Annotated in this window: 22 protein-coding genes, 1 tRNA gene and 2 pseudogenes; 5 read left to right on the top strand and 20 right to left on the bottom strand. The window is 57.9% G+C overall.

The features are described 5' to 3' along the window. Positions 1-108: 108 nt before the first annotated feature. The 13 genes from ACIOVB_RS12720 to ACIOVB_RS12660 all read right to left on the bottom strand — a co-directional run bounded on the left by ACIOVB_RS12720 (position 109) and on the right by ACIOVB_RS12660 (position 13,523). Positions 109-1,917: a S9 family peptidase gene (locus ACIOVB_RS12720; RefSeq protein WP_401268137.1), complete on the bottom strand. Its 1,809-nt coding sequence runs from the start codon at positions 1,915-1,917 to the stop codon at positions 109-111. Beyond that, on the bottom strand, positions 1,883-3,013 hold the full coding sequence (pqqE, locus tag ACIOVB_RS12715) for a pyrroloquinoline quinone biosynthesis protein PqqE (protein WP_401268216.1): 1,131 nt from the start codon (positions 3,011-3,013) through the stop codon (positions 1,883-1,885). Before pqqE ends, ACIOVB_RS12720 begins: the two co-directional genes overlap by 35 nt. A gap of 13 nt (positions 3,014-3,026) precedes the next feature. Continuing rightward, positions 3,027-3,302, bottom strand: coding sequence for a pyrroloquinoline quinone biosynthesis peptide chaperone PqqD (pqqD, locus tag ACIOVB_RS12710; RefSeq protein WP_401268135.1), 276 nt, complete (start codon positions 3,300-3,302; stop codon positions 3,027-3,029). Then, on the bottom strand, positions 3,299-4,051 hold the full coding sequence (gene pqqC / locus ACIOVB_RS12705; RefSeq protein WP_401268132.1) for a pyrroloquinoline-quinone synthase PqqC: 753 nt from the start codon (positions 4,049-4,051) through the stop codon (positions 3,299-3,301). Before pqqC ends, pqqD begins: the two co-directional genes overlap by 4 nt. 135 nt (positions 4,052-4,186) lie before the next feature. Further along, the gene (gene pqqB / locus ACIOVB_RS12700) at positions 4,187-5,098 is read right to left on the bottom strand and encodes a pyrroloquinoline quinone biosynthesis protein PqqB (protein ID WP_187680851.1); all 912 of its coding nucleotides are present in this window, start codon (positions 5,096-5,098) and stop codon (positions 4,187-4,189) included. A gap of 81 nt (positions 5,099-5,179) precedes the next feature. Continuing rightward, positions 5,180-5,254, bottom strand: coding sequence for a pyrroloquinoline quinone precursor peptide PqqA (gene pqqA / locus ACIOVB_RS12695; protein ID WP_003422658.1), 75 nt, complete (start codon positions 5,252-5,254; stop codon positions 5,180-5,182). 156 nt (positions 5,255-5,410) lie between these two features. Continuing rightward, positions 5,411-7,825 carry a pyrroloquinoline quinone biosynthesis protein PqqF gene (pqqF, locus tag ACIOVB_RS12690; protein WP_401268129.1) on the bottom strand — a complete coding sequence of 805 codons (2,415 nt, stop codon included), beginning with the start codon at positions 7,823-7,825 and terminating at the stop codon, positions 5,411-5,413. Between the two features lie 38 nt (positions 7,826-7,863). Next, on the bottom strand, positions 7,864-8,658 hold the full coding sequence (locus tag ACIOVB_RS12685) for a carbon-nitrogen hydrolase family protein (protein WP_401268128.1): 795 nt from the start codon (positions 8,656-8,658) through the stop codon (positions 7,864-7,866). Between the two features lie 12 nt (positions 8,659-8,670). Next, on the bottom strand, positions 8,671-10,353 hold the full coding sequence (locus tag ACIOVB_RS12680) for an NAD(P)/FAD-dependent oxidoreductase (protein WP_187680848.1): 1,683 nt from the start codon (positions 10,351-10,353) through the stop codon (positions 8,671-8,673). A 206-nt stretch (positions 10,354-10,559) separates the two neighbouring features. Then, positions 10,560-11,021: an Lrp/AsnC family transcriptional regulator gene (locus ACIOVB_RS12675; RefSeq protein ID WP_187680847.1), complete on the bottom strand. Its 462-nt coding sequence runs from the start codon at positions 11,019-11,021 to the stop codon at positions 10,560-10,562. 327 nt (positions 11,022-11,348) lie between these two features. Then, positions 11,349-11,897 carry a PBECR2 nuclease fold domain-containing protein gene (locus tag ACIOVB_RS12670; RefSeq protein WP_401268125.1) on the bottom strand — a complete coding sequence of 183 codons (549 nt, stop codon included), beginning with the start codon at positions 11,895-11,897 and terminating at the stop codon, positions 11,349-11,351. Positions 11,898-12,089: 192 nt separating this feature from the next. Further along, positions 12,090-12,386 carry a DUF3077 domain-containing protein gene (locus ACIOVB_RS12665; RefSeq protein WP_401268122.1) on the bottom strand — a complete coding sequence of 99 codons (297 nt, stop codon included), beginning with the start codon at positions 12,384-12,386 and terminating at the stop codon, positions 12,090-12,092. Positions 12,387-12,935: 549 nt separating this feature from the next. Continuing rightward, positions 12,936-13,523 carry a hypothetical protein gene (locus ACIOVB_RS12660; RefSeq protein ID WP_401268119.1) on the bottom strand — a complete coding sequence of 196 codons (588 nt, stop codon included), beginning with the start codon at positions 13,521-13,523 and terminating at the stop codon, positions 12,936-12,938. A gap of 569 nt (positions 13,524-14,092) precedes the next feature. Here ACIOVB_RS12660 and ACIOVB_RS12655 point away from each other — a divergent pair. The 3 genes from ACIOVB_RS12655 (at position 14,093) to ACIOVB_RS12645 (ending at position 15,549) form a co-directional block, all read left to right on the top strand. Continuing rightward, entirely contained in the window at positions 14,093-14,344 is a 252-nt protein-coding gene (locus tag ACIOVB_RS12655; protein WP_401268116.1) for a hypothetical protein, read from the top strand. An 8-nt stretch (positions 14,345-14,352) separates the two neighbouring features. Next, the gene (locus tag ACIOVB_RS12650; protein ID WP_401268114.1) at positions 14,353-14,649 is read left to right on the top strand and encodes a hypothetical protein; all 297 of its coding nucleotides are present in this window, start codon (positions 14,353-14,355) and stop codon (positions 14,647-14,649) included. Between the two features lie 81 nt (positions 14,650-14,730). Further along, the gene (locus tag ACIOVB_RS12645; protein WP_401268112.1) at positions 14,731-15,549 is read left to right on the top strand and encodes a 2OG-Fe(II) oxygenase; all 819 of its coding nucleotides are present in this window, start codon (positions 14,731-14,733) and stop codon (positions 15,547-15,549) included. A gap of 773 nt (positions 15,550-16,322) precedes the next feature. Here ACIOVB_RS12645 and ACIOVB_RS12640 read toward each other — a convergent pair. From ACIOVB_RS12640 to ACIOVB_RS12625, 4 genes and pseudogenes are all read right to left on the bottom strand, one after another. Beyond that, on the bottom strand, positions 16,323-17,300 hold the full coding sequence (locus tag ACIOVB_RS12640; protein WP_401268109.1) for a hypothetical protein: 978 nt from the start codon (positions 17,298-17,300) through the stop codon (positions 16,323-16,325). After that, positions 17,273-17,632, bottom strand: a pseudogene (locus ACIOVB_RS12635) (hypothetical protein); the annotation flags it as partial. The pseudogene ACIOVB_RS12635 and the gene ACIOVB_RS12640, both read right to left, overlap by 28 nt. Positions 17,633-18,133: 501 nt before the next feature. After that, positions 18,134-18,409: pseudogene (locus ACIOVB_RS12630) on the bottom strand (toprim domain-containing protein); the annotation flags it as partial. Positions 18,410-18,936: 527 nt separating this feature from the next. Continuing rightward, the gene (locus ACIOVB_RS12625) at positions 18,937-19,158 is read right to left on the bottom strand and encodes a hypothetical protein (RefSeq protein ID WP_025108638.1); all 222 of its coding nucleotides are present in this window, start codon (positions 19,156-19,158) and stop codon (positions 18,937-18,939) included. An 87-nt stretch (positions 19,159-19,245) separates the two neighbouring features. Here ACIOVB_RS12625 and ACIOVB_RS12620 point away from each other — a divergent pair, with 87 nt between their 5' ends. Together ACIOVB_RS12620 and ACIOVB_RS12615 are read left to right on the top strand one after the other, a co-directional pair. After that, positions 19,246-19,494 (top strand): helix-turn-helix domain-containing protein, encoded by a 249-nt coding sequence (locus ACIOVB_RS12620; RefSeq protein ID WP_401268106.1) that lies wholly within the window; start codon positions 19,246-19,248, stop codon positions 19,492-19,494. Positions 19,495-19,510: 16 nt separating this feature from the next. After that, the gene (locus ACIOVB_RS12615) at positions 19,511-20,575 is read left to right on the top strand and encodes a tyrosine-type recombinase/integrase (RefSeq protein WP_401268103.1); all 1,065 of its coding nucleotides are present in this window, start codon (positions 19,511-19,513) and stop codon (positions 20,573-20,575) included. Between the two features lie 119 nt (positions 20,576-20,694). Here ACIOVB_RS12615 and ACIOVB_RS12610 read toward each other — a convergent pair. From ACIOVB_RS12610 to ACIOVB_RS12600, 3 genes are all read right to left on the bottom strand, one after another. Next, positions 20,695-20,771: transfer RNA gene (locus tag ACIOVB_RS12610), tRNA-Ile, on the bottom strand. Positions 20,772-20,786: 15 nt separating this feature from the next. Beyond that, on the bottom strand, positions 20,787-24,533 hold the full coding sequence (locus tag ACIOVB_RS12605) for an EAL domain-containing protein (RefSeq protein ID WP_401268100.1): 3,747 nt from the start codon (positions 24,531-24,533) through the stop codon (positions 20,787-20,789). Positions 24,534-24,659: 126 nt separating this feature from the next. Next, positions 24,660-24,972: sigma-70 family RNA polymerase sigma factor (locus ACIOVB_RS12600; protein ID WP_401268098.1), on the bottom strand; the 313-nt coding region annotated here is incomplete at its 5' end.

Raw genomic sequence — 24,972 nt, 5'->3', positions numbered from 1 at the left:
CCTGCAGCGCCAGGTAGGTTGCCTTCGCGAGCAGGCTCGCTCCCACACTGGATCTGTGTCGTTCACAAATCCCCTGTGGGAGCGAGCCTGCTCGCGAACGGGACACCGCTAATTCTGTGTGAACGTTAGCCCCATCACCCGCCGATAAAACAACCACTCCTGTTCCAGCGCATGCGCCTGATTCACCGCGCGGCGGAAGCCGTGGCGTTCATCGGCGTAGTAATGCGCCTCGACCGGAATGCCGTTCTGCTCCAGCGCCGTGACCATGTCGCGGGTCTGTTGCGGTACGACGACGGCATCCAGTTCACCCTGAAAGAAAATCACCGGCACGCGAATATTGCTCGCGTGCAATAGCGGAGTGCGGGCGGCGTAACGTTCGGCGTCTTGCTCGGGATCGCCGATCAGCCAGTCGAGGTAGTCGCCTTCAAACTTGTGCGTGGCTCGGGCAAGGGCCACCGGATCGCTGACGCCATAAAGGCTGGCGCCCGCACGAAACACCTGATGGAACGCCAGGGCGCACAGCGTCGTGTAACCGCCCGCGCTGCCGCCCCGAATAAATGCGCGATCACCATCGACCATGCCACGCACGGCGAGATACGCCACCACCGCGCAGGCATCTTCGACGTCGACTTCACCCCAGCTCAAATGCAACGCCTGTCGATAGTCGCGGCCATAACCGCTGCTGCCGCGATAGTTAAGGTCGGCCACGGCGAAGCCGCGTTGCGTCCAGTACTGGATGCGCGGGTCGAGCAGCGGGTAACAGGCTGAAGTCGGGCCGCCATGAATGAACACCACCAGCGGCGGTTTCGCCTCGCCGCTCATGGCCGGATAAAAGAACCCGTGGGCCTCGCCCGCAACGCTGGGGTAACGCAGGGTTTGCGGGCGGCTGATGCGTTCGGCGGGCAACGGTGCAACACCGCCGGCCAGCACTTTGACTGCGCGGGATACGCGATCAATGGCGATCACCGCTGAAGGACTGATCGGCGACGCGGCGATGCAATAGATGAATTGCTGATCCAGTGCCAGATGACGAAAGCGGCTGTAGTCGCCGGTAAAGTCTTCGCCGTCGAGCGCCAAACGCCCAAAACCACCCTCGCTCCAACTGGCCAGGTAAGACTCACCAACGGGTAGCCAGGTGCAACCGCCTAACTGCCAAGGCGCGGGTGCATGATCGGCTTCAGCACTTGGCAAAGGCTGAAGGCCATTCGATGTATCAATCCACGGTTGCCAGAATCCGCCACGATCGGTCAGACAATACAAACGGCCTTCAGCATCGAAACGCGGCTGCTGAATGGACTCCTCAAATTGTTCGCCCGCCACGCAACGGGGCGCCGAAAAATCACCTTCGGCCACCATCAATCGAGTCGACGTCCAGGGCTGATGCGGGCGGCTCCACTCGATCCACGCCAGACGCTGGCCATCAGGACTTACCGTCGGTGCGGCGTAAAAGTCCGCCCCTTCGGCCAGCAGATGACGCTTGCCGTCAGCCAGATCAATCGCCACCAGCCGATGCGTGTCATGTTGTTCCTCAACCGCCAACACCTGGCCATCGGCAAAATGCAGATCGCCATAACGGCACTCGCCCGACGTCAGCGCCTCAGGCTCGCCATCCAGCGTTTGCCGATACAGTTGCTGATCCGCCTCGCCGACGAAAACTACCCCGTCAGGCGTCAGACAAAACGCGCCACCGCCATATTCGTACACCCGACTGCGCACGCTGAAACCGGCCGGCGTCAGACATTTCGCCACGCCGTCACGCCAGTGCCAGATCCGGCACGCGGCATCTTCGGGACGATATTCATTCCAGAACAAACCGTTGGCACCGAGTTGCAGTTCGGCGAAATCCATCCCGGCGGCGACGGCTTGAGCGGCGCTGAAAGGCTCAGCCTTTAGCGATGAGGCGCGAGTTTCGTTCATTACGGAAGGCCAGTTGTTCGATGGTTTGAGTAGCGTGTTCGGCTTCCTCGCGGGCCTTGAGAATCACGCCGTGCTGTTCGGATTTGCTGCACACCGGGTCAGCGTTGCTCGCGTCCCCCGTGAGCATGAACGCCTGGCAGCGACAGCCGCCGAAGTCCTTTTCTTTCTCGTCGCAGGAGCGGCAAGGCTCGGGCATCCAGTCGTAACCGCGAAAGCGGTTGAAGCCGAACGAGTCGTACCAGATGTGCTGCATGCTGTGGTCGCGCACGTTGGGAAATTGTACCGGCAGCTGTCGGGCGCCATGACAGGGCAGGGCAGTGCCGTCCGGGGTGACTGTCAGAAAGATGCTGCCCCAGCCGTTCATGCAGGCTTTCGGGCGTTCTTCGTAGTAGTCCGGGGTGACGAAAATCAGCTTGCACGGATGCCCTTCGGCTTCCAGTTTGGCGCGGTATTCGTTGGTGATGCGTTCGGCGCGCACCAACTGTTCCTTGGTCGGCAACAGACCGACTCGGTTGAGCTGCGCCCAGCCGTAGAACTGGCAGGTGGCGAGTTCGACGAAATCCGCCTCGAGCGCAATGCACAGCTCGATGATGCGGTCGATCTTGTCGATGTTGTGCCGATGAGTAACGAAGTTCAGCACCATCGGATAGCCATGGGCCTTTACCGCGCGAGCCATTTCCAGCTTCTGCGCGAAAGCCTTTTTCGAGCCGGCGAGCAGGTTGTTCACTTGCTCGTCACTGGCTTGGAAACTGATCTGGATGTGATCGAGACCAGCCTTCTTGAAGTCGCTGATTTTCTGCTCGGTGAGGCCGATGCCCGAGGTGATCAGGTTGGTGTAAAAACCGAGCTTGCGCGCCTCGCCGATCAGTTCAGCGAGATCCTGGCGCACCAGCGGCTCACCACCGGAAAAGCCCAGTTGCGCCGCGCCCATCTCCCGCGCCTCGCGGAATACCTTGATCCACTGCTCGGTGCTCAGCTCTTTGCCCTGCTCGGCAAAATCCAGTGGATTGGAGCAGTACGGGCATTGCAGCGGGCAGCGGTAAGTCAGCTCGGCGAGCAACCACAGCGGCAGGCCGACCTCAGGCTTGGGCGGCATTCTCACCGACGAATCAGGCAAGTTCGATCCAGTGCTGCGCACGGGCAACCTCCATGAATTGCTCGATGTCTTCACCGAGTTCAGGCACGCCGGGGAACTGTTTGTCGAGTTCGGCAATGATCGCCGCGACATCGCGCTCACCGTCGATCAAACCGCCGATCAGCGCAGCGCTTTCGTTGAGTTTGATCATGCCTTCGGGGTACAGCAGCACGTGGCCTTTTTGCGCCGGTTCGTACTGGTAACGGTAGCCGGTACGCCAGGTCGGGGTCTTGCTGCGATCGAAACTCATAAGGTGATTCCTTTATGCCAGACCCGTTGTTCGGTCACGCTGTGGTACGGAGGGCGGTTCAGCTCGTAGGCCATGCTCATGGCGTCGAGCATGCTCCAAAGGATGTCCAGTTTGAACTGGAGAATTTCCAGCATGCGCTCCTGGCCATCGCGCGTCTTGTAGTGCTCCAGCGTGATCGCCAAGCCATGCTCGACATCGCGGCGCGCCTGACCGAGGCGGGTGCGGAAATATTCGTAACCGGCCGGGTCGATCCACGGGTAATGCTGCGGCCAGCTATCGAGGCGTGACTGGTGGATCTGCGGCGCGAACAGTTCGGTCAACGAGCTGCTGGCAGCTTCCTGCCAACTGGCGCGGCGGGCGAAGTTGACGTAGGCATCGACGGCGAAGCGTACGCCGGGCAGCACCAGTTCCTGGGAGCGCAATTGATCCGGGTCGAGGCCGACCGCTTGACCCAGGCGCAGCCAGGCTTCGATGCCGCCGTCTTCACCCGGGGCGCCGTCGTGGTCGAGCAAGCGCTGAATCCACTCGCGACGGATTTCGCGATCCGGGCAGTTGGCGAGGATCGCCGCGTCTTTCAGGGGAATGTTCACCTGATAGTAGAAGCGGTTGGCGACCCAGCCCTGAATCTGTTCGCGGGTGGCGCGGCCCTGATACATCGCCACGTGGTACGGGTGATGGATGTGGTAGTAGGCGCCTTTGGCGCGCAGGGCCGCTTCGAATTCGGCGAGGGACATCGGTTGGTCGGTCATTGCGGTTCTCCGGGGAACAACCGTTGGAATCACTTGTGTCTATTCGGACGTCATCGCTGGCGAGCCAGCTCCCACAGTTTTTGTGTACGCCACAGAACCCTGTGGGAGCTGGCTTGCCAGCGATGAGGCCATCAGCTACAGCACAATACTCATGCCGTCATACGCCACTTCAACATCACGCCGCGCCAGTTCCGCGCGCTCCGGCGAATCCTCGTCGAGAATCGGGTTGGTGTTGTTGATGTGGATAAGCACCTTGCGTTGCTCGGGAAGCTGTTCCAGCACTTCGAGCATGCCGCCAGGGCCGTTCTGCGCCAGATGGCCCATCTCGCGACCGGTGCGGGTGCCGACGCCACGGCGCTGCATTTCATCGTCGTCCCACATTGTGCCGTCCACCAGCACGCAATCGCTGCCGGCCATGATTTCCAGCAGTGGCGCGTCAACCTTGCCCAGCCCAGGCGCATAGAACAGTTTGCCGCCGGTCTTCAGGTCTTCGACGATCAGGCCGATGTTGTCGCCCGGGTGCGGATCGAAGCGGTGCGGCGAATACGGCGGCGCGGCACTGCGCAAGGGCAGGGGAGTGAAACGCAGGTTCGGGCACGCGGCGACGGTGAAGCTTTGATCGAGTTCGATACGGTTCCAGTCCAGCCCACCGTTCCAGTGTTTGAGCATGGTGAACAGCGGGAAACCGGTGCTCAGGTCTTCGTGAACCATGTCCGTGCACCAGACCTGATGCGGGCAGCCTTCGCGCAGGCTGAGCAGGCCCGTGGTGTGGTCGATCTGGCTATCCATCAGGATGATCGCGCTGATACCGGTATCGCGCAGCGCACGGCCCGGTTGCATCGGAGCGAAGTTCTGCAGTTGCGCGCGGATGTCTGGCGAGGCGTTGCACAGCACCCAGTTCACGCCGTCATCGGAAATGGCGATGGACGATTGAGTGCGGGCCTTGGCATTCAGGCTGCCGTCGCGAAAACCGGCGCAATTGACGCAGTTGCAATTCCACTGCGGAAAACCGCCACCGGCGGCCGAACCCAGAATCTGGACGAACATGAACGCTCCATCATTTCAACGCTGAAAATAAAACGCCCCGGCGAGCCGAGGCGTTGCACTGCAAGTCTGCGTGGGCAGAACTCAGCGGCTGGCGAAGTACATGGTGACTTCGAAGCCGATACGCAGGTCGGTGTAAGCCGGTTTTGTCCAGGACATAGGGTGTCTCCTTCGGGTGGGTGGGATAGCGCTGTCCATAGGTATAGTCCACGGCAGCGCAGGGATGTTCCAAATAGTTAGGCGGCTATGTTACTCAAAATTTCAACATGATTGCCTGTGAATCTTTGAGAAAGCTCCTTGCAGCCTGAGTAATGATCAGTTTGCCGCTTGCCATGGTTCGCCGGGCATAGCGTCGCTGGCCAGGCAGAGCCAGCCACCTTCGGCGTTGTTTAAGCGCTGTGCGGCTGCCAGCAATGCCGGACGATCCAGTTGGCCAATCGCGGCGACCCATTGCGGCAGATAATCCGACGAGTGGCCAGCGAGCTTCGCCTGCCAAAGCAATTCGGCCGAGTCTTTGGTCGACAGATTTGCGTCATTGAATTGATCTGCGAGCGCCTGGCGTTGTTGGCTGAGGCTGGTGCCATCCAGGGTTTCAATCAGCGCCGGAATGCCTTGGAGGAATTGCTGAATTTGCCCGAGCAATGCTTCCGGTGTGGCTGTTGGCGATTGCACGCCGAACAGCAACCCGGTCTGCCCGTGCATTTGCCGCACACCACTGAACACCGCGTAACCCAACTGCAATTCGACGCGCAGGCGCTGATAGAACGGCGTCTGGCACAGCTGCGCCAGCAGGCGCCATGCAGCTTCGTCGGCGATTTCGCGGCTGGCGGTCGGGCAGAACAGCAGCAGCGAGTGTTCGCTGGACGCGGTGTCGATGTGGCTCCACAGGTGTTGGCCGTTGATGGTCGACGGAGCAGGCAATTGATTATCAGGGATGCCAGGAATACGGCTCAGGGCCAGCCCCATGGCAGATTGGGTTTGCGCGCTGAGGCCCAGCGCCAGGCCATCCCAGCGGGAAGTTGTCCACAGATGATTGGCATCGGCGCAAGTTGGCGTTGAGGCCAAACAATGTACCGGCAGCGCCTTGAGCAACTGGCGGATCGGCATCAACGGCGTTTCTGGCTCGCCTCGCACGGCATCGGCGTCAATTTGCGTCAGACATTTCAGTGCATGCTCCAGGACGATGGGCATCGGCTCTTGCAGGCCGGTGAGTTTCAGCAGCCATTGATTGCCGGTTGTGCCGAGCGACAACTCGACCCCGGCCTGACGTGCGTCGTCCTGAGTTTCCCGAAGGCTGCGATGCAGTTGCGCTTGCAGATCAGCATTGGCTGCTGTCTCCAATTGCCAGCGCAGATAAATCGCGCCTTCATCACCGTTGTCCGGCAATGCCTGACTGAACTGCATGGGCGAGCGTTCGCGACGGCCGCGCGAACGATCCTGAGCGAACGTGCGCAACCCACGGTGGGCGCTGGTCTGGCCACGGATCAACCCGGCGTTGGCCAGTGGTTCATTCGCACGCAAGAACGGATTGGCTTCAGGCAGGCGCCAGTGGCTGCTGAAGTTATCCACAGTGCCGATTTCACCAAGGATTTGCTTGAGGGCCGACACGCCGGCGTCGGTCAGGCCACTTTCGAGCCGTTCGATATCGATACGCGCCAGCTGCAACGCGCCGCTGACTTGCTGCTGACGCTGAAGCAGGGCTGCGTATTCCTTACGCAGCGGCGCCCAATCCTGCCGTGCAAAGAAACTCAGCCAATCGCGCACTTGTTCGCCAATCGCGCACAACGATCCGGCAGGCGCGCTGAACTGCAGATGCAACAAGGCTTGCCGGGAGAAGTGATACAGCGGCGCTGCTTTCAAGCTGTCGGCCAGATTTCTGGCCTGTAAGTACGCGAGCAAACCACCCGGTTTGGCGCTGTTGAGCCAATGACAGAGAAACGCCATTGCCTCGGCAGAGGCGTCGGGCAACGCGTCGAAGGCAAACAACAAATTGCAGTACTGCTCGCCGACCTGTTGATAACTTTTCAGCGCCAATGGCGAGGTGGCTGCCTGCGGTGTTTTATCCCCAACCGGCAGCATCGCAGCAAATTGCTCTGCCAAGCTGCGCAACTCGTCAACACGCTGCGGCCCAACCAGGCTCAGCGTCATTTGCCCGGTGCGATAGAAGCGCTGATGGAAATCCGTCAGCGCCAGCTGAAACGACGGTTGCTCGACTTGCAGCGTGTCGCGGTTCCCAGCGTGAAAACCGCGCAACGGATGTTCCGCCGACAATCCCTCGTACAACGCAAACTGCCGCTGAGCCGTCGGATCTTGCGACCAGGCGACGAATTCCGCCTGCAACACTTCCCGTTCCCGCAACTGATCGTCCGGATTCATACGCGGGTTGGCGAGCATGTCCGACAGACGTACAAGCCCTGCACCGAAAGACTGCGCCGGCAACTCAAAGAAAAAGTCAGTGGTGCGCTCCCGAGTGCTGGCATTCACCTGCCCGCCATGACGCTGCACGTAGGCCATCAGCCCTTCATTCGCAGGAAAACGCTCAGTACCGAGAAACAGCAAATGCTCGAGGAAGTGCGCCAGCCCCGGCCACGCCAACGGCACGTCATGGCTGCCAGCGGCCACCCGTAAAGCGGCGGCGCTGCGCTTGAGCTCCGGTACATGACGCAGGGTCACGCGCAAGCCATTAGCCAGGGTTTCAGTGTGGGGACGAGGGTGGGTCGGCGCGGGCATGGGCACTTCCAGAACAGTGAAGTGCCAATGCTAGCGGATTAGCGCTTGTTCAGCGCGCCGTAAAGCTCGGGGCGACGGTCGCTGAGGTAGCGATTGGCTGCACGGGAGTCGACCATCAACTGCCGATCGAGCTCGCCGACGATCAGCGCTTCATCCAGTCCGGCCTGAGCAATACGGCTGCCGTCCGGCGCAGCGATACTGCTTTGCCCGCAATAGTGGATATCGCCTTCATGGCCGCAGTAGTTGGCGTAGGCCACGTAGCATTGGTTTTCGAAGGCGCGTGAGCGGACGGTGACGTCAGCGACGAAATCGAACGGGATCATGTTCGCCGTCGGCACCAGAATCAGCTCGGCGCCTGCCAGGGCCAGACGTCGGGTGTTTTCCGGGAATTCCAGGTCGTAGCAGATCAGGAAACCGAGCTTCCAGCCATTGAGTTCAACCACGGGGAATGCGTCTTCGCCGGGGCTGAACATCGACCGATCCAGATCGCCGAACAGATGCGTCTTGCGGTAATTGCACAGGCGTTCGCCGTGCGAGTCGATCAACTGCACGGCGTTGTAGATCTGCCCGTCAGCAGTACGCTCGGGGTATCCGTAAACAATCGCCAGGCCGGCAGACTTGGCGATCCGGCCGATCTGCTGAGCCCATTCACCGTTGTAAACCTCGGCCAAAGTGCTGACCGCCTCGGCGCCGATGTTGTAGCCGGTCATGAACATTTCCGGCAGCACCAGCAGGTCGGCGCCCTTGGCCTCCATCGCCAACTGATGCAGGCGTTGCAGGTTGGCGGCGGGGTCCAGTGGCAGCGGCGGACATTGGTAAAGGGCTACACGCATCAGGGATTCCTCTTACTCGGGCAGGGCGATAGGGCCGATGTCTTTGAACACATCACCCGGGCCCGGGTTCTCTTTATGTGTAGAACCGCCGAAATGTTTCATGATCCCCCACACCGCGTTGAGCGACGTCTGCACCGCGCCCTCAACCCACGCCGGTGTCCACGACACGTCGTCGCCGGCGATGAAAATTCCGCGTTGCTCAGCGGGCATGTCGTCCTGCATGAAGTGCGCGTACATCCGCTGGTTGTAGCGATAGTGGCCGGGCAGGGCGCCCTTGAACGCACCGAGGAAGTGCGGATCGGCTTCCCACGAGACGGTGATCGGATCGCCGATGATCCGCGCGGCGATGTCGACTTTCGGGTAGATCTTCTTCAACGCGTTCAACGCCAGTTCCACGCGTTTTTCCACCGGGTGCGGGAGCATCTTCAATGCATCGCTCATCCACGAGTACGACAGGCAGATCACCCCCGGCTTGTCGTCGCCGTTGTCGAACAGATAGGTGCCACGGGTCAGGCGATCGGTGAGTGTCATGCTCATGAGGTCGCGGCCGGTTTCCGGGTCCTTGTCCTTCCAGAACGGCCGGTCGACCATCACGAAAGTTTTCGACGATTGCATGTAGCGAGTACGGTCCAGCGCCATCCACATCTTTTGCGAGAACAGGGTTTCGTCGCATTCGATCTGCGTGGTCAGCAGCCAGCTCTGGCAAGTGGTCAGCACGGCGGCGTATTCGCGGGTGTCACCGTTGTTGTCGGTGACGGCGAAGCGGCCATCGGGGGCGTGGGCGATTTTCTTCACCCCGGAGCGCGGCGCGCCACGGTGCAGGGATTTCAGGCTGGTGCCTTCTGGCCAGTGCACACAGCGTTCCGGCACATGACGCCAAATACCTTGCGGCACTTGTTCCACGCCGCCGACCACCAGGTGCTGATGATCGTCGCAGTTGGTCATCACTACGCGGAAGATTTCCAGCATTGAGTTGGGGAAGTCAGAGTCCCAGCCGCCGGTGCCGAACCCCACCTGACCGAACACTTCGCGGTGATGGAACGACAGTTTGGCGAAGGCTTTGGAAGTGGCGACGAAATCGTAGAACGTGCGGTCGTCCCACAGCGGCACGAGGGTGTTCCACAGCTCTTTCAGGCGCGGTACATCGCGATCGCGGATGGCTTGCTGGATATCCGCGAACTGCGAGCCAGCTTCCAGTGCGTCTGCCCAGGCGTCAGCCACTTCCTGAAACAGTGCAGGAAGATCCGCCAGTTTCTGTGCGTAATGGGTTTTGCCTTCCAGATCGATCACGGTGCTGCCGGAGGCCGGCGTCAACGGGTTGGGGAAGGGCTTGGTTTCGAGTCCGAGTTTGTCGACGTAGTGATAAAACGCGGTGGACGATACCGGGAAACGCATGCCGCCGAGTTCGGCAACGATGCCGTCGGTGCCATTGAACGCTTGCGAACGCAGACGACCACCGAGTTTGGACGCCTCATAAACCACCGGCTTCAGGCCAAGCTTCATCAGCTCGTAAGCAGCCACCAGCCCTGCGATACCGGCGCCAACAATCGCCACTTCAGCGCCGTGATTGTGCTCGGGAATGCTGCCGAGACCGGCCGGGTGTTCGATCCAGTCGTCGAAGCCGAACGGGAAGTCCGGGCCAAAAATGGTGATTGGCTTCTTACCGTCTGCAGGATGGCGATTGTTCTTGTTCATGGCTGACCTTGCTGGCGCCCCGACGCGGAATACGCGTCTGAGTATAGGAAAAGATGCCAGCCATTCTAGGGAGCGTAGAACACGTTAATAAGACGCAAAGTGTCGTCGTTTTGCCATTATTTTGATCAAAGTGACGATTCAGGGCTTCATTTCGATCACTGTAGGAGCCAGCCTGCTGGCGATGAGGCCCTCTCAGCCACGTGTGATCAAACCGGCTGCCCCCGATCAATCTTGCTGCTCAGGATGATCGAAGTCGTCGTCTTCTCCACCCCATCCACACTCCCGATCTGATCCAGCAACTGATCCAGTTGCTCCGGCGAATCGGTTCTCAACCACGCCACATAGTCAAACTCGCCACTCACCGCACACAACTGCTGCACCTGAGCCATCGCACTCAAGCGGCGCAATACCTCTTTGCCTGAACGCGGCTGCACCTTGATCCCGACATACGCCTGCAACCCGCCATCAACCACGCGTTGCCCCAAACGCACGCCATAACCGGTGATCACTTTGGCCTTTTCCAGCCGCGCAAGCCGCGACGTCACGGTGGTGCGGGCGATGCCCAATTGCCGGGCGAGCATGGCTACGCTTTCGCGGGCGTTGATTTGCAGGGCTGCGATCAACTGGCGGTCGATTTCGTCAAGCGCGGGTGGGCGGATGTCTGGCAAGGGGTGCTCCATGGGGCGCGGGTCTCAGACTTGGCATGTTACAGGCTCAACCAGTGAATCGCTTGCGAGCGGATAATCGAATGGTTTTGTAACCCTCAAGAATATTTTCGCCCGCTCCAAATGCCTTGAATACATGCAATCCAAAAATGGGTTGACTTGCCAGGTGTCTTTATCAAAAATACCGACAAGAGCGCGAAATCTGCTGCCTTGCAGGGCTTTAGCAGACGTAGGTACCTCAGCGATGCTGCAACATCGGTGTAAGGTGAGACCTCTTCATCCCATTTCCTGAGGATGCCAATATCAGGATTCAAATACTCAAGGGCAGCCTCATAGCTGCCCTTTTTCTTTGTCTTCAAGAACGTATCGCTTGTATAAAAGTTTGCCTTGGCGATGCTTGTTCATTGCTCTGGCCGGCGCATGCATGAAGTTCCAGAGAACATATCCGTTTCTGACATCGACCACGACGAGCATGTCATTTTTTGCCTCGTAGGCGTTGATGAATGCCAACCGATATTCGCCGTTATCGTAAAGAATTCGCCAAACTTCGAAAGGTCCAGTTAGCGTATCGATAGCATGTCGGACATACCGCTCTCGAGAGTCTGGGCGTTTTTCGACAATATGAGCGAGCTTGTCTCTCCTGACCGCAATGTTTCCGATGGGTGTGAGGATGGTGATAGCCAGTAATGCCTCGTCGACGAAACCAAAGTAAGCCAAGAGAATTTTCAGGGCTCCGTCTGCGTCTTCAGCTCTTTTTATCTCATCGATTGCGGCTGAGCGAAGCTCCCTGGCCAGCGTTCGCAGATCGGGTAAAGCAAGGTCGATCCATGTCTGCTGGCCAGCCGCTTCCTTTATCAGTGGCGCTGCAGTCACAATCATGAAAGTAATCCCGGGCGAATAACGGCGTCCGGAGGTTACTTCTTCGGATTAAAAACCAACAAGGTAGAAAACTGAATGAAAACATAGCTTCGGAAAACTCCTACAGAACCCGGGGTTATCTTCCGAAAATATACCCACAGCGAGAGTGAATCGACGACGAGCAAACTCGAAAAAGCTACGCGGATACTCGGCTTATTTCGATGAAGTTTGTTTTGGATAGCTAATGACCTTCACCACATCATCAATTACCGCTTTGCTCATCGCCGTGAGGAAATAAGCGCCCCAGGCATAACGGTCGGTTTTTTTGTCGTAGGCGGCGTCTTCAGCGAAGGCTTTGACCAGAAACAGCAGGTCGGAGGCTTGGGATAAAGCATCGCCAATCGGGACGCCGGCGCTGACGTGGAAGAGGGGTTGGTTGGAGCAGTAGATGAAGGGGGTGAGGCCGATGGTTTTCAGGTCTGAAGGGTGGGGCAATTTTGTGTCAGGCATGGTGATACTCCTTGGTTCGAGGAGCCGTCCTACACGTTTCCAAGCGAATAGGTGGCGGCTGTGCGCAGGTTGGAAAACCGGGAACCAAGGAACCGGCACGTCCGAAGACGTCCCACGCACAGCAGCCATAAAAGAGGGCTGTTGCGTTTTGATTCGACGGGTTTCCAATCCCGACCGCTGATCAGCAGCGATGTCCGGAGAGTATCCCGTCAAAGAAATGCCCAACAGGCACCAAGTCGCCATAAAACACAGCTTCAGAATTTGCCTACAGCCTTCGCGGAAGTCGTCCTGCGAAGTCAAACCGTACCAAACCATCACCCAAGAAAAAGCCGCGCATTAAGCGCGGCTTTCAATTTGGTGGGCCCACACGGACTTGAACCGTGGACCAAAGGATTATGAGCCCGCGTTAGAACCCAGCATTCATTGGCTAGAGCCAGCAAAAACAACAGTTTTGGATTTCTTATGGGTATATGTGCCGTAATGAAATCTGTCTAAATTGGACGGACATTGGACGGGAAAAATTTCAAGCTACGTCCATCACCGTCCTGGTTAACCTCGCCTTATCCAGTAAGCGTCCAGTTCCTTGATCTCCTCAAGAAACAGTCTCCTGGGGTCATAGCCCGCAGGCCATTCAGGTAAGGGGATTTTGTACTTGTTGCAGAGGTCACCGATGAGGGTGATCGCCTGTAAGCCAAGCTTCGAAAAGGCCTCTCCTCGAAAACGATAGTATTCATCATAGTCAGGCGGCGAGGCTTGATCCCATGCAGTATCTAAACCTTCATTGATAGCGGAAACACGGTTGGGCATGAACATAACGCTGTACATCAGTTGAGTAGGAAATGCCCGATAATCCCCTTCAACGGGTAAGGCAAATTCCGGGTTTGAAACCGTGCTGCGTGTGAACCCATTTGCATCGGTTTCAGTAGGATCTTTGACTGCCTCCAGGCAGTCGCTAACCAGCTTGTCCAGTGCTAGAACAACTTGAATTCCAAGGTACTGCGCATCCAAATCCCGTTTTTTGATTGATACGCGGTGTTCCTTCATCCAACCCAAAATAAACACCAGGATCTGAGCTGCCATTGCGATCAGACCTCCGATCGCCACCTTTCCTACGTCTGAGGTTAAGAACTCTGACATTCCCATTTCTCCATCAACTGATCGCCGGTCGTGAGTCTAGATATTTTTGATATTTTACGAAACGAGATAAATCGGGGAACGCCACGGATTTCAAGGCTTTCAGCAGATTAGGTTGGTTTTTTTCTGTGCGTTTGCTGGGCGCTGAAACAGCAGTCTCGGAAATAAAAAATTCAAAGAGTCGGCCATTTTTTGCGCTGAAGGTCAGTATTCATTGGGGTCGGTGGGCGTCACTTATCCCCGGTAGTAGCTCGGGGTTTTTGAGAGAGGTCTACATTTGCTTTCAATACCTTTCACTAAGTGAAACGTCCTACATACCACCGATCCCCTTGGCCCTGTTGATCGGAGTAACTGATTGCACCCCGAAAGCGCTTTGCACAAAACTGCGATGCAAAGCCCGCCGGCGGGAGGGGGATAAGTGCTTTTTCAGCTGTTTTTTTTTGTGGCAGCCGAATTTTTCCTGGGCAGCGTAGCGACTGCCGATCGCCGTCAGTCGCCCGGTTGGTGTTGAGGGATTCGCCCATCGTTATACTGGTTGCATATACAGTACTCTGAAAGGGTAGGCATGGCCGATGAATAGAGAATCTGCGGGAACCGTAAACCCGGAGTCGTCCGCGATAGCGCAGTGGCAAGTCATGCTGCGGGATGAGGTGGCGTTGCTGGCAATGCCCGGTGCCCATCACAAAGCGCTACTCATGCAAGCCCATGCGCTTCACCAGGGCAATGTGATTGATGCTGATCACCTCGGTGATTTGTTGGAGTTAGCGGACGCGGCGCTGGCCTATGCCGTCGAGTCTCTGCTCGACCTCGATGCAGACGAGTAGGGGGCAACATGCACGTATTGGTCACACCCATGCGCTTACGCGGTGTAGCGCTCGATCCGAAAGAGCGTCGGCGCTATCCGGCGATCCGGGGCAACGTGATGGTCAACTCTACGGTCTGCCGTGAACTTGGTCGCGCAGCTAATGTTGCCCGCGTCGAGGTGGGTATGCCGCTCGACCCAGACCCCTTGCCCCCACTGCTCGATGCCACCCTCGCCGGGATGGCAGTCACAGGGTTTGTGCTGAGCGGCATTGAGTACGTCGAGGGCTGCGCCTACGCGCAGTCTTGGTGGTGTCGGCTTGAGTAAGGAAATGTTTCAACTTTGATACAGCGATCCGATTCGAGGAGAATGCTTGCCGCGAAAATGCCACCAGGCCAAGGATCTAATATGGAAGTCACCCAAATCGCAGAGCTGATCGTCAACCGTCTTGACCAGCTCGGTACCGACATTCAACAGCAATGGAACAATCCTGAAGGTACACATACGCGCCATTTCGTCGTAGACGGCCTACTTACGGATGATATGGCTCAAGCGATTTATGACGCGTTTCCACGCAACGCGGATGGATTCTTTGATCGGCAGTCATTCCGGGAGAAGAAAAAAACGCTCACGGATCTTTCCGACTACCCACAAATCCTTAGTGCCATCACCTACGCGATGCAGCACGAATCGGTTGTGGCCAAGGTTGCGCAACTGGTGGGGATGGACGATATCGTCCCGGATCCGAGCCTGTACGCTGGCGGTCTATCAATGATGTTCAAAGACGACTTTTTGAACCCGCATATCGACAACAGCCACGACGGCGCGCGCAACCTGTACCGTCGCCTGAATCTGCTCTACTACGTGTCGCCAAACTGGTCGCTTGAAAATGGCGGCAATTTTGAGCTGTGGGATCCGAAGGTAAAACAACAGAAAACGATCGTGTCCCAATGCAACCGCCTTGTGGTGATGGAAACGAACAAGTACTCCTGGCATTCGGTCAGCGGCGTGCGCGCTGACGTGCCTCGGTGCTGCGTCTCCAACTACTACTTTTCTTCGACTTCGCCGGACGATCACGAATATTTCCACGTGACCTCCTTCAGCGGCCGTCCGGACGAAACAGGACGTCGCCTGCTCGGCATCGTGGACAATAATCTGCGTAACGTCGTCTCGAAGGTGCTGCGAGTGGGGCGTGGTACGAAACTGGTGAATAAAGCGAAGGACTGACTGCCGACGCTAGGGCAGCTCAAGAAAGAACCAGGGGCCGATTGGCCCCTGGGCTGATGCGCTAAATGTCGCGTGCGAGAATTACCAGTCGTATAGTCCAATAAGCTGCTTGGAGTGCTCGAATTAGCTCTTCTGGTAGATAGCGGTTTACTAGTAGTCTCATATTAGTAAGCTCAACGGGTTAGTAGGAGTCCTTTCCTAGTAGGAAGGTTGCTTAGTAACCCCCACGACCTGTTAACTCGGCACGCCAGTAGAAAGCCTGTTAAAAATAAATCGTTAATTATGTTATTTAAACATCATAACTAACGAATTTTGACAAGCATTCTAGCTTGACTGCTCTGTCACAGAGCCATACCCTTTGAAATTCCGGTAACAAAGAAGTACAGCTTCGGGTGGTTAGGACGAATCCTAACACAGCTTTCTAACCAGATAGCGAGCAGCCTGTAGCACACCAAAGCCTGCGCCTACGCGGGCTTTGTTGTATCTGGCGCCCGGCCAGCTCCCTGCGTACCTACGTCATTCCCCGCCAAGCGCCGTATTCTCTGGGTCTCGATAAAAAACGAGTTCCGTTTAACAGAACTGTCTACCTCATAAAGTATCACTATATGTTGTGACACGATCCGACGAACGGTCGTTTCATGCTTTACAGACGTAAACACATGTAAACAGTGATGTGCAAGAAGAACCAAGTAAAAGCAAGCTACAGCAACTAAGTGCTTGTGGCGGAACCCAGCGGAACCCAGCGGAAGTTAGCGGAAAATATAAACGTATTATTAAAGGGTGATTGGCTTCAGCTTTGTCGCTAGTGCCAATGCCTTCGCCGATTTGGCGGTAAAAGCCGATGCGTCAGCAGGCGACGGCGTTGGACCGGGCAAATGTGTATGTGTGGCCAGCTGTGCATTCATCTCTTGCAGCAGGTCGAGCATTTCACACACCACCTTGAACAGATTCACACTTTCCGAGCCGATCCAGTTCTTCGGCGCTAACAGACGTTGTTCTTTGCTTGCAACGCTTCGGCGCAGGCCCTCAATCCGCTCCTGCATGTCCCCACCCACCGTGGCGTTGTGTTTCTGCCCCACAACCAGGTTCAGATCCCGGCCGGTCGCCTGGTGCAGATCATCCACCGCCGCCAGGCTCGCGGATCCGCCCGACAATAGCTTGAGCGCGCCCAGCGCCTCGATCGTCTTAACGCCACCCACCGACTCGGTCGAGTGGTCGTCAATCGTCTGCGTGTGGCTCTGGAACTGTTCGCGGTTCTCCAGGGCTACAACTTCACGCTCGACCGCCAGATCCTGGATCTTGCCATCAGTCTGGCGGAGCCAGTTGCCGTCGGCATCGACGCGCTGCTGGGCGGCGCCGCTGTGCTGCCATACCTGGTCGCCCTTGGGTACCTTCGGCATGCTCAGCCCGTGCGGCAAGATTGATTGAATGTAGGGCTTGTTCGGTAGGCCGTAGGCGAAACACACCACTACGCGCGTTCCTTCCTCGGGAAAGGCATAGATGCCCATTTCTTCGCCACCGGTGGGCAGCGGCAACGGAACGCCAGTGAGCGGCGGTATGGCCGGGTCTGGCTCGTCGTCGGCGCCGAGTACCGCAATGTCTACGGCGTAGCGCGGGCGGAAGTCGTCGCAGATTCCGGCATCCGCCGGCGCGTCGGCCACGGCGGTAACCAAGGCGAAGCGCGGCAAGTGGTAGCCGCCGGTGAGTTCGGGAAATTGGCGCTCTACAGCGCGGCGGATTGCGTCTTCCATCGGATGGCCATCTGGTCATTGGCGAGCGTCACGCTGGTGATGCGCTCGCCGTTGTTGATCGTTGCACCTGGTCGTAACCCGGGAAGGGCCGCGACCATCGCACTTTGGTTGCCCTGGTAACCGTCGAACAGCTCCGTGGGGATTTGCAGCGGCGCCCGGGCGCCAAAAAAACTGTCGGCCCAGCTGCCGGCGAACACTTCACCGTTGCCCAGTTGGTGCCAGGTAAAGTCGGGGATGCTGAATACCCGGGCGAGGCTGTCCATCGCCTGGTAACCGGCGGCGAGGCTGTAGAAATACGGCGCCTTCATGCTGGCGTAAGGCTGGTCGGGAAGTGCGTTGTCCAGCCACTTACTGCGGAGCATGGCCAACACCTTTTCACCGCCTTCGAAGTTGCCGCCCGGTGTGCGTTCCAAAAGAGATTTGGCAAAGCTGCGAGGGTCGCCAATGGAGTTCGGCGCTAGCGGCTCCTTGCAGTTCTGGGCAGCGTTAGGGAAGTTGAATTGAAAAAAGAACTGCTGGTCACCGGTGATTGCATCTCGCTGGATGTACTCAAAATGCGGAACGCAGTTGGCCACCTGCTTCATGTCGCAATGCTTTTCGAACTTCGGCCAGTGGCCGTTCACGTTATCGCCGTCCAGATCCTTGTTCAGTTCGTCGGTGTTGATCTTGGCGGAGTAGAGACGATTCTGAAATTCGACCAGGAAGAAGCTACGCGGCCGCTTGAGGTAAAGAAGAAACGCTTTTTTGGCGGCGCTGACCGCCACGAACAAGCGGCCCTGGTAGCAGGCTTCCCGCATGAAGTCGTCATTCAGTTGGCCATCGCGGTAAACGTCGTCCCAATCGCGATCCGCGCCGGCGAGCGCTACCCATGCCTTTTCGTCTTTGGCGTGCAACTGGCTGCGGTACTTCGGGATGACTGAGTGGCCGGCGGTGTCGTCGTCCAGAGCGATGACCCAGCGGACTTTCTTACCCTTGTGCTCCTCGATCAGATCCCAAGGGAAGTTATTGGCTGATATCGAGGCGACGGCCTTGTAGCCGGCAAGGAATAAGGCGATCGCGTGGAAAATGCCTTCAACGATATATACGGTATCGCTTGGCTCGATGGTCATTCCTGGCGGCGCCCAGCATCCGCCCTTGTAGTCCATCCCCTTTTTGATCCCTGCCTTGTCTCCCCCGTTTGCCTTGACCATGGTGACGTCAATGATGCGTTCCCAATGACCATTGCAAAGCGGAAACCGGACAGTGTCAGCCCATTGGCCGTCCTTCATCGGACGGCGGCCTTGTTCGTACCAGCCTTTCATCTTGCTGATATCAAAGCCGCGATTACGCTGTAGATAGGCGTCGGCCGTCGCGTTTGGATTCAGCTCGGAACGAGGGAACCGCTCACTGAGGTTTTCGAACAGGTGGCTGTAGCGTTCTCGGGTTTTTTCCTCGAACTGGCATTGGTTCAAGCGGTTGCACTTCAGCTGATATGGCTGCTTTCGAGCGATGTACAGGGTGCGTTCCCCGCACCCTGGACAAACACCTTTCTGAAAGTAGGTGGTGCCGATGTCTTTGAAGTCCAGGTCATTGTCATGTTCCAGGGCTTCGACCACTTCCAAGCGGTAGATATCTTCGAATTGCATTCCCCAGCCCCTCAGCGCTTGGCCGATGCGGACATGACGCGCTCGGCCTGCTGAGCCGCTTCAATAGCCAAGGCGAGCATGTTGATCAGCACCGCTTCTTTGGAACCTTCGGCCTTTTCACGAATGAGGATTCGGCCGCGCTCGATGTCGTTTCGGATGGCTCGTTCCGACTGGCCGGAGCGCCGGGCCAGCTCCCTGACAGTGGTGTAGGGCGTGTCGATAGTGATCTGCATTTGATAAGCTCCGTGGGTATATATGCAGCAGATATGTATCTGCATCCACAGAATATGTATGTACATACACAAAATCAAGGGGTCATCATGGATTTAGGAAGCAAGCTCAAGGAAGTGCGGCTGACGGAGCGACTGACACAGTCCGAAATCTGTGAATTGACTGGCGTAAAAATCGAGACGTGGAAGGGTTACGAATACGGGCGCAGCAAGTCTGTCAGCTCGATTGAGCTGCTGAAGGTCACCATGCACCCCCGGTTCAAGAAATACGCGCTCTGGTTGGTGACTGATGAGGTCGCGCCTGAAGCGGGCCAGATAAGTCCCGTGATCGGCCAGTGATGGCAGGTGCAAGAACATGCCGATAAAAAAGCTTGCTGACGGCCGCTATGAAGTGGACTGCCGCCCCGACGGCAGCTACGGCTATCGAACCCGGAGAATTTTCCCTACCAAAAATGAAGCGACTCACTATCACAACAGAGTGATGGGGGAGGCAGCTGCTGGGCGGGTGACGAAGCCCGCGAAGCACGACGGTAGAAGCATGCTAGATCTGGTCAATCGTTGGTATGTCGTCCACGGACAAAACCTGAAGACAGGCAAGCAGCGCCTGGCGCTGTTGGTCAACATGGTCAATCGGATGGGGAACCCGAAAGCGCACAAGTTCACGTCAGCCCACTTTGCGCAGTACCGCGCGGAGCGTGCCGAGGGGAAACATTCCAGAACGACGCCAGGCACTGGCTACTCCAAGGACGGCGGGGATCCGAAGCCCATCAGCGCGAACATGCTGAATCATGAGCTGACGTACCTACGTGCCGTATTCAACGAGCTGGCCAGGCTGGGGGAATGGGACGCCGACAACCCACTGGGCAAAGTGCGCAAACTCAAGTTCGACGAAACGGAGATGGCCTACCTGCTGAGCGAGCAAATTCAGCAGTTGTTGGGCGACCTGGCTACGCGGGATTCAGACGCCGGGTTGATCGCTGAAGTGTGTCTGGCCACCGGTGCCAGGTGGGGCGAAGCGGAGAAGCTACAACCGCGCCAGGTGCGTAATCAGATGGTGCATTACAGTCGTACCAAATCCAGCAAGAACCGGTCTGTGCCCATCTCGAAACGGCTGGAGGAGCGTTTGAAAGCTGCTCTGCCTTTCAGACCTTGCGCCATCACCTTTCGGCGTAGTGTGGAAGCGATCGGATTAGAGCTGCCTGATGGTCAGATGACGCACGTCCTGCGACACACCTTCGCATCCCATTACATGATGAATGGCGGGGATATTCTGACGCTTCAAAAAGTGCTGGGGCATGCGACATTGGCCATGACTCAAAAGTACGCTCACTTCAGTCCTGGACACTTGGCCGAGGTCGTCAATCTGAATCCGCTGGCCAGCCTCATGGAAGCGAAACCGGTGGTTGCCGAAGTGGCGTAACCGTCCGTCCAAACCCGAATTGGACGAATCTTGGACGGAGCGCACTTTGTGCGATCCAGCCGAGCCAAATTTTCAGATGCCAGAAACGACGAAAGCCACGTAATACGTGGCTTTCAAAGTGGTGGGCCCACACGGACTTGAACCGTGGACCAAAGGATTATGAGTCCTCTGCTCTAACCAACTGAGCTATAGGCCCTCAGTAGGCCGCGGATTATAGCGACGGTTTCTCGGCTGTGCTATCCGAAAAATCCGATACGGCAATACGCAGAAACGTTGCGGCGAATTCTTCCGGCGGTAGCGGCAGGCTGACGATGTAGCCCTGGATCTGTTCGCAGCCTTCGGCGGCAAGGAATTGTTGTTGTGCCTGGGTCTCCACGCCTTCGGCGATCACGGTGAATTGCATGCTCCGGCCCAGGGCGATGATGGCGCGGACAATCGCCGCGTCGTGGGGGTCGTCGGGCAGTCCGCGGACGAAAGACTGGTCGATTTTGAGGATGTCCAGCGGCAGGCGTTTGAGGTAACTGAGTGAGGAATAGCCGGTGCCGAAGTCGTCGATGGCCAGTTGCACACCGAGGTGTTTGAGCTGGTGCAACACCGCCAGGGCCTCTTCGGCCTGACTCATGATGAAATTCTCGGTAATTTCCAGTTGCAGTAAATCCGGCCTGAGGCGGTTTTCCTTGAGCAGTTGCTCGATGCGCCCGAGCAGATTCGGCTGGCGCAGTTGGGCGCCGGCGAGGTTGACCGACAGCGGCCCGAGGCTTTCGTAGATCTGGTTCCATTCGAACATCTGTCGGCAGGCGGTCTCCAGCACCCAATCGCCGATCTGCAGAATCATTCCGTTTTCTTCGGCCAGTGGGATGAAGTGCTCCGGCGGCACATCGCCAAATGTCGGATGACGCCAGCGTATCAGAGCTTCGGCGCCGACCAGGCTGTGGTCGTCGAGGCTTATTTTCGGTTGGTAGTAGAGGCGCAACTCGTCACGTTCGATGGCCCGGCGGAGCTCGTGCTCCAGTGCCACGCGTTCGCTGGCCTGGGCGGTGAGGTCGCGGGTGTAACTCTCGACGCGGTTGCGGCCCTTGGCTTTGGAGCGATACATCGCCGCATCGGCGTTTTTCACCAAGGTGGCCACGTCACAACCGTCGCGCGGGTACAGGCTGGTGCCGATGCTGGCGCTGATGAAAAACTCGTGCTCGCCAGCCTGGAACGGTGCGCCGAAACAGTTGAGCAGTTTTAGTGCGATGTTGTCGGCATCGCTGGCTTGCTGCAGGCCGGGCAGCAGAATAATGAATTCGTCGCCGCCCAGTCGGGCGACGGTGTCGATGTCACGCAACTGTTCTTTCAGGCGCACGGCGATGCCTTTGAGCAGCAGGTCGCCAACCGGATGGCCGAGGCTGTCGTTGATGTGCTTGAAGCGATCGAGGTCGAGAAACAGCACTGCGCCCTGACCGCCATTCTCATGCTGACCGTTCAGTGCCATCAGCAAGCGGCTTTCGAACAGCGTGCGGTTCGGCAGGCCAGTGAGCGGGTCGTGGTGAGCCTGATAGTCGAGTTTGGCCTGCGCGTGTTTGAGGCTGGAGATGTCGGCGAACACCGCTACAAAGTGGGTGATGAATTTGTCGCGGTTGCGCACGGCACTGATGGTCAGCCAACTCGGGTACAGCTCGCCGTTCTTGCGCCGGTTGGAAATTTCGCCTTGCCAGTGGCCTTCGTCGGTCAGTTGGTGCCACATCGCGGCATAAAATGCGCTGTCGTGCAGCCCCGAGGCGAGCAGGCGCGGGGTGTGGCCGAGGGCTTCGCTTTCGCTGTAACCGGTGATTTCAGTGAAGGCCCGATTGACCGCGCTGATGTGCTGCTGGGTATCGGTGATCAACACGCCTTCGGCGGTGCTCTCGAATACGGTCGCGGCCTGTTGCAGCTTTTCCTGCATCAGGTGGCGTTCGGTGATGTCGCGGGCGATGGTCAGCATGCAGTCTTCTTCGCCGATCGGCAGCGGGCGGCTGGATACTTCGCAGAGCCGAATCTGTCCGTCGCTGCGGCGGATATGGCAGGTGAAATCGCGGACGAAACCATCGCGGTGCAACAGGTCGAGCATCTGTTTGCGTTCGTTGAGGTTGACCCAGATTCCCAGATCCAGCGTCGAACGATCCACCGACATGGCGCTATTGAACCCGGTGATGCGGCTGAAACCTTCGTTGACCTCCAGCAATAAGCCGTCGTTCTGGCGCGACAGCAGCAAACCGTCCGGCGAGGCATGAAATGCCTTGGCGAATTTCTCTTCCGAGGTTTGCAGTTGCTGTTGGGTTTCTTTGAGCTGGGTGATGTCGCGCACGACCACGACCAACGCTGGCGTGGTGTCGAGGTCGAACGGTTCGGCGGAAATCAGGCCGGTGAACACCTGTCCATTGTTGCGACGAAAGGGCATCTCCAGGTTGCGGATGCTGCCGGCCTGCAAACGCTGCAACAGCCCCGGACCCACGCCGGGTATGCCCCAGATATTCAGGTCGGTGGCGGTCTGGCCGATGACGTCTTCGGCTTTGAGGCCGATCTGTTCTTCAAAGGCTTTGTTGACCTCCAGCAGACAGCCGTCGGACAAGCGCGCGATCACCAGGATGTCCGGACATTGCTGGAATACCGACGCGAACTTCTGCTCCGACAGTCGCAGCGCTTCTTCGGTGCGCTTGGTTTCGCTGATGTCGATCATCAACCCGCGCATCACCGGTTCGTGACCGTGTTCGATCAGGCTGACGATGTCTCGCACCCACAGGCAGCGACCATCTGCGGTGATCACCCGGTAATCGAGGCTGTGATCGCGCCCGGCCAGCACTTCGTGATCGCAGAAGCTCTGGGCGCGGGTCAGATCCGCCGGGTGAATGATGTTGCGCCAGAAGCCCGGAATCAGCCAATGCGACAGTGGATAACCGAGCAGGTCCTCTGCGTGCGGCGACACATAGCTGTAAGTGAAGTCACTCATCCGCGCTTCCCACGCGATGGCGGACAGGCTCTCCACGAGGCCCCGATAGTGGTACTCGCTGCTGCGCAGTTCCTGTTCGAGGTCGATGCGTCGCGCAATCTCTGAGCTCAGGCGCCGGTTGATGCGGATCACCACGGCCAGCACGATCATCAGTAGCAGCAGGCCGGGCAGGCCATAAACAAGCAGATCATTCCAGAATGTCCGATGGTCGAGGACGTTGCCGACCCAGTGTTCTTGAATACTGCTGATTTCAGCAGGGGTCATGTCTGCCAGAACTTTGTCCAGAATGCCCACCAGCATCTTGTTATCGCGCGGTACGGCCATCGCCAGTTGATAGCGATACGGGGTTTCGCCGCTGACGTAGAGGCCGTCGAGCTTGAGTTGGCGAAGGCTCCAGACGCTAGAGGCGAGGTCGCCGACCACGGCGTCCACTTCGTCGGTCGCCAGTGCCTGCAAGGCTGAGCTGACGTTGGGCATGGCGACCAGATTCAGGTCAGGGTGGTGGGTACGCAGGAGTTCATGGGGCGCGTAGTTTTCGACCACGGCGATCTTCAGGCCGTACAGATCGTCGAGTTTGCGCGGTTGCGCGCCACCGATGTGCGCGAGGATGACGATCGGGAAGTCGAGGTAGGGTCGGGTAAACGACAGGTAGGTCTGGCGCTCGGGTGTGGACATGATCCCCGGCAGCAAGTCGATCTTGCCCTGTTTGACCTGCTCCAGTACCACCGTCCAACTCACTGGCTCGATGGGCGTAAGTTTGATCGCCAGTCGCTGGCGTATCACGTCGATATAGTCAGCCGCCAGGCCCTGATAGCGGGCCTGGTCGTCGCGAAACTCGAAGGGCGGCCACGACGCATCTACACCCAGTTTCAAGTTCGGGTGAGCCGCCAGCCAGCTACGTTCTTCATCGGTCAGAGTCAGCGCGTCAGCCGTTGCGGTCCAGATCATCAGTGACAGCAAAAAAAGCACGGACGCCAGTCTGGGCATAACGCTCTCGTTATGGCACGGGGGTGATTGTTTCGAGTGTAGACGGGGTATGCGGGGGAGGGGTGGTGCGAGGAATTTAATCTGCCATATAAACAAAACCCCCGGCCTGGGCCGGGGGTTCTGGTATCACTCGTCGAGGAAGGAGCGCAGATGCTCGCTTCGCGTCGGATGGCGCAGCTTGCGCAGCGCCTTGGCTTCGATCTGACGGATCCGCTCACGCGTTACGTCAAACTGTTTGCCCACTTCTTCGAGCGTATGGTCGGTGTTCATGTCGATACCGAAACGCATGCGCAGTACCTTGGCTTCACGGGCAGTGAGGCCGGACAGGACTTCGCGAGTCGCTTCTTTCAGACTCTCGACAGTGGCGACATCGATTGGCGACTGCATGGTCGAGTCTTCGATTAAGTAACCCAGATGGGAGTCTTCGTCATCACCGATC

The organism is Pseudomonas sp. NPDC087639 (assembly GCF_044743385.1).
In the GTDB taxonomy this organism is placed as follows: domain Bacteria; phylum Pseudomonadota; class Gammaproteobacteria; order Pseudomonadales; family Pseudomonadaceae; genus Aquipseudomonas.
The sequence above is the reverse complement of the archived record's forward strand: the minus strand, read 5'-3'. Positions and strand labels throughout refer to the sequence as shown.

Coding starts and splice junctions, on each gene's coding strand:
- ACIOVB_RS12640 (WP_401268109.1), bottom strand. CDS start 17,300: ATGGAAGACGCAATCCGCCGCGCTGTAGAGCGCCAATTTCCCGAACTC.
- ACIOVB_RS12655 (WP_401268116.1), top strand. CDS start 14,093: ATGAATAGAGAATCTGCGGGAACCGTAAACCCGGAGTCGTCCGCGATA.
- ACIOVB_RS12665 (WP_401268122.1), bottom strand. CDS start 12,386: ATGCCTGACACAAAATTGCCCCACCCTTCAGACCTGAAAACCATCGGC.
- ACIOVB_RS12625 (WP_025108638.1), bottom strand. CDS start 19,158: ATGCAGATCACTATCGACACGCCCTACACCACTGTCAGGGAGCTGGCC.
- pqqC (WP_401268132.1), bottom strand. CDS start 4,051: ATGACCGACCAACCGATGTCCCTCGCCGAATTCGAAGCGGCCCTGCGC.
- ACIOVB_RS12720 (WP_401268137.1), bottom strand. CDS start 1,917: ATGAACGAAACTCGCGCCTCATCGCTAAAGGCTGAGCCTTTCAGCGCC.
- pqqE (WP_401268216.1), bottom strand. CDS start 3,013: ATGCCGCCCAAGCCTGAGGTCGGCCTGCCGCTGTGGTTGCTCGCCGAG.
- ACIOVB_RS12645 (WP_401268112.1), top strand. CDS start 14,731: ATGGAAGTCACCCAAATCGCAGAGCTGATCGTCAACCGTCTTGACCAG.
- ACIOVB_RS12615 (WP_401268103.1), top strand. CDS start 19,511: ATGCCGATAAAAAAGCTTGCTGACGGCCGCTATGAAGTGGACTGCCGC.
- ACIOVB_RS12685 (WP_401268128.1), bottom strand. CDS start 8,658: ATGCGTGTAGCCCTTTACCAATGTCCGCCGCTGCCACTGGACCCCGCC.
- ACIOVB_RS12670 (WP_401268125.1), bottom strand. CDS start 11,897: ATGATTGTGACTGCAGCGCCACTGATAAAGGAAGCGGCTGGCCAGCAG.
- ACIOVB_RS12660 (WP_401268119.1), bottom strand. CDS start 13,523: ATGTCAGAGTTCTTAACCTCAGACGTAGGAAAGGTGGCGATCGGAGGT.
- pqqF (WP_401268129.1), bottom strand. CDS start 7,825: ATGCCCGCGCCGACCCACCCTCGTCCCCACACTGAAACCCTGGCTAAT.
- ACIOVB_RS12650 (WP_401268114.1), top strand. CDS start 14,353: ATGCACGTATTGGTCACACCCATGCGCTTACGCGGTGTAGCGCTCGAT.
- ACIOVB_RS12605 (WP_401268100.1), bottom strand. CDS start 24,533: ATGCCCAGACTGGCGTCCGTGCTTTTTTTGCTGTCACTGATGATCTGG.
- pqqD (WP_401268135.1), bottom strand. CDS start 3,302: ATGAGTTTCGATCGCAGCAAGACCCCGACCTGGCGTACCGGCTACCGT.
- ACIOVB_RS12680 (WP_187680848.1), bottom strand. CDS start 10,353: ATGAACAAGAACAATCGCCATCCTGCAGACGGTAAGAAGCCAATCACC.
- pqqB (WP_187680851.1), bottom strand. CDS start 5,098: ATGTTCGTCCAGATTCTGGGTTCGGCCGCCGGTGGCGGTTTTCCGCAG.
- ACIOVB_RS12620 (WP_401268106.1), top strand. CDS start 19,246: ATGGATTTAGGAAGCAAGCTCAAGGAAGTGCGGCTGACGGAGCGACTG.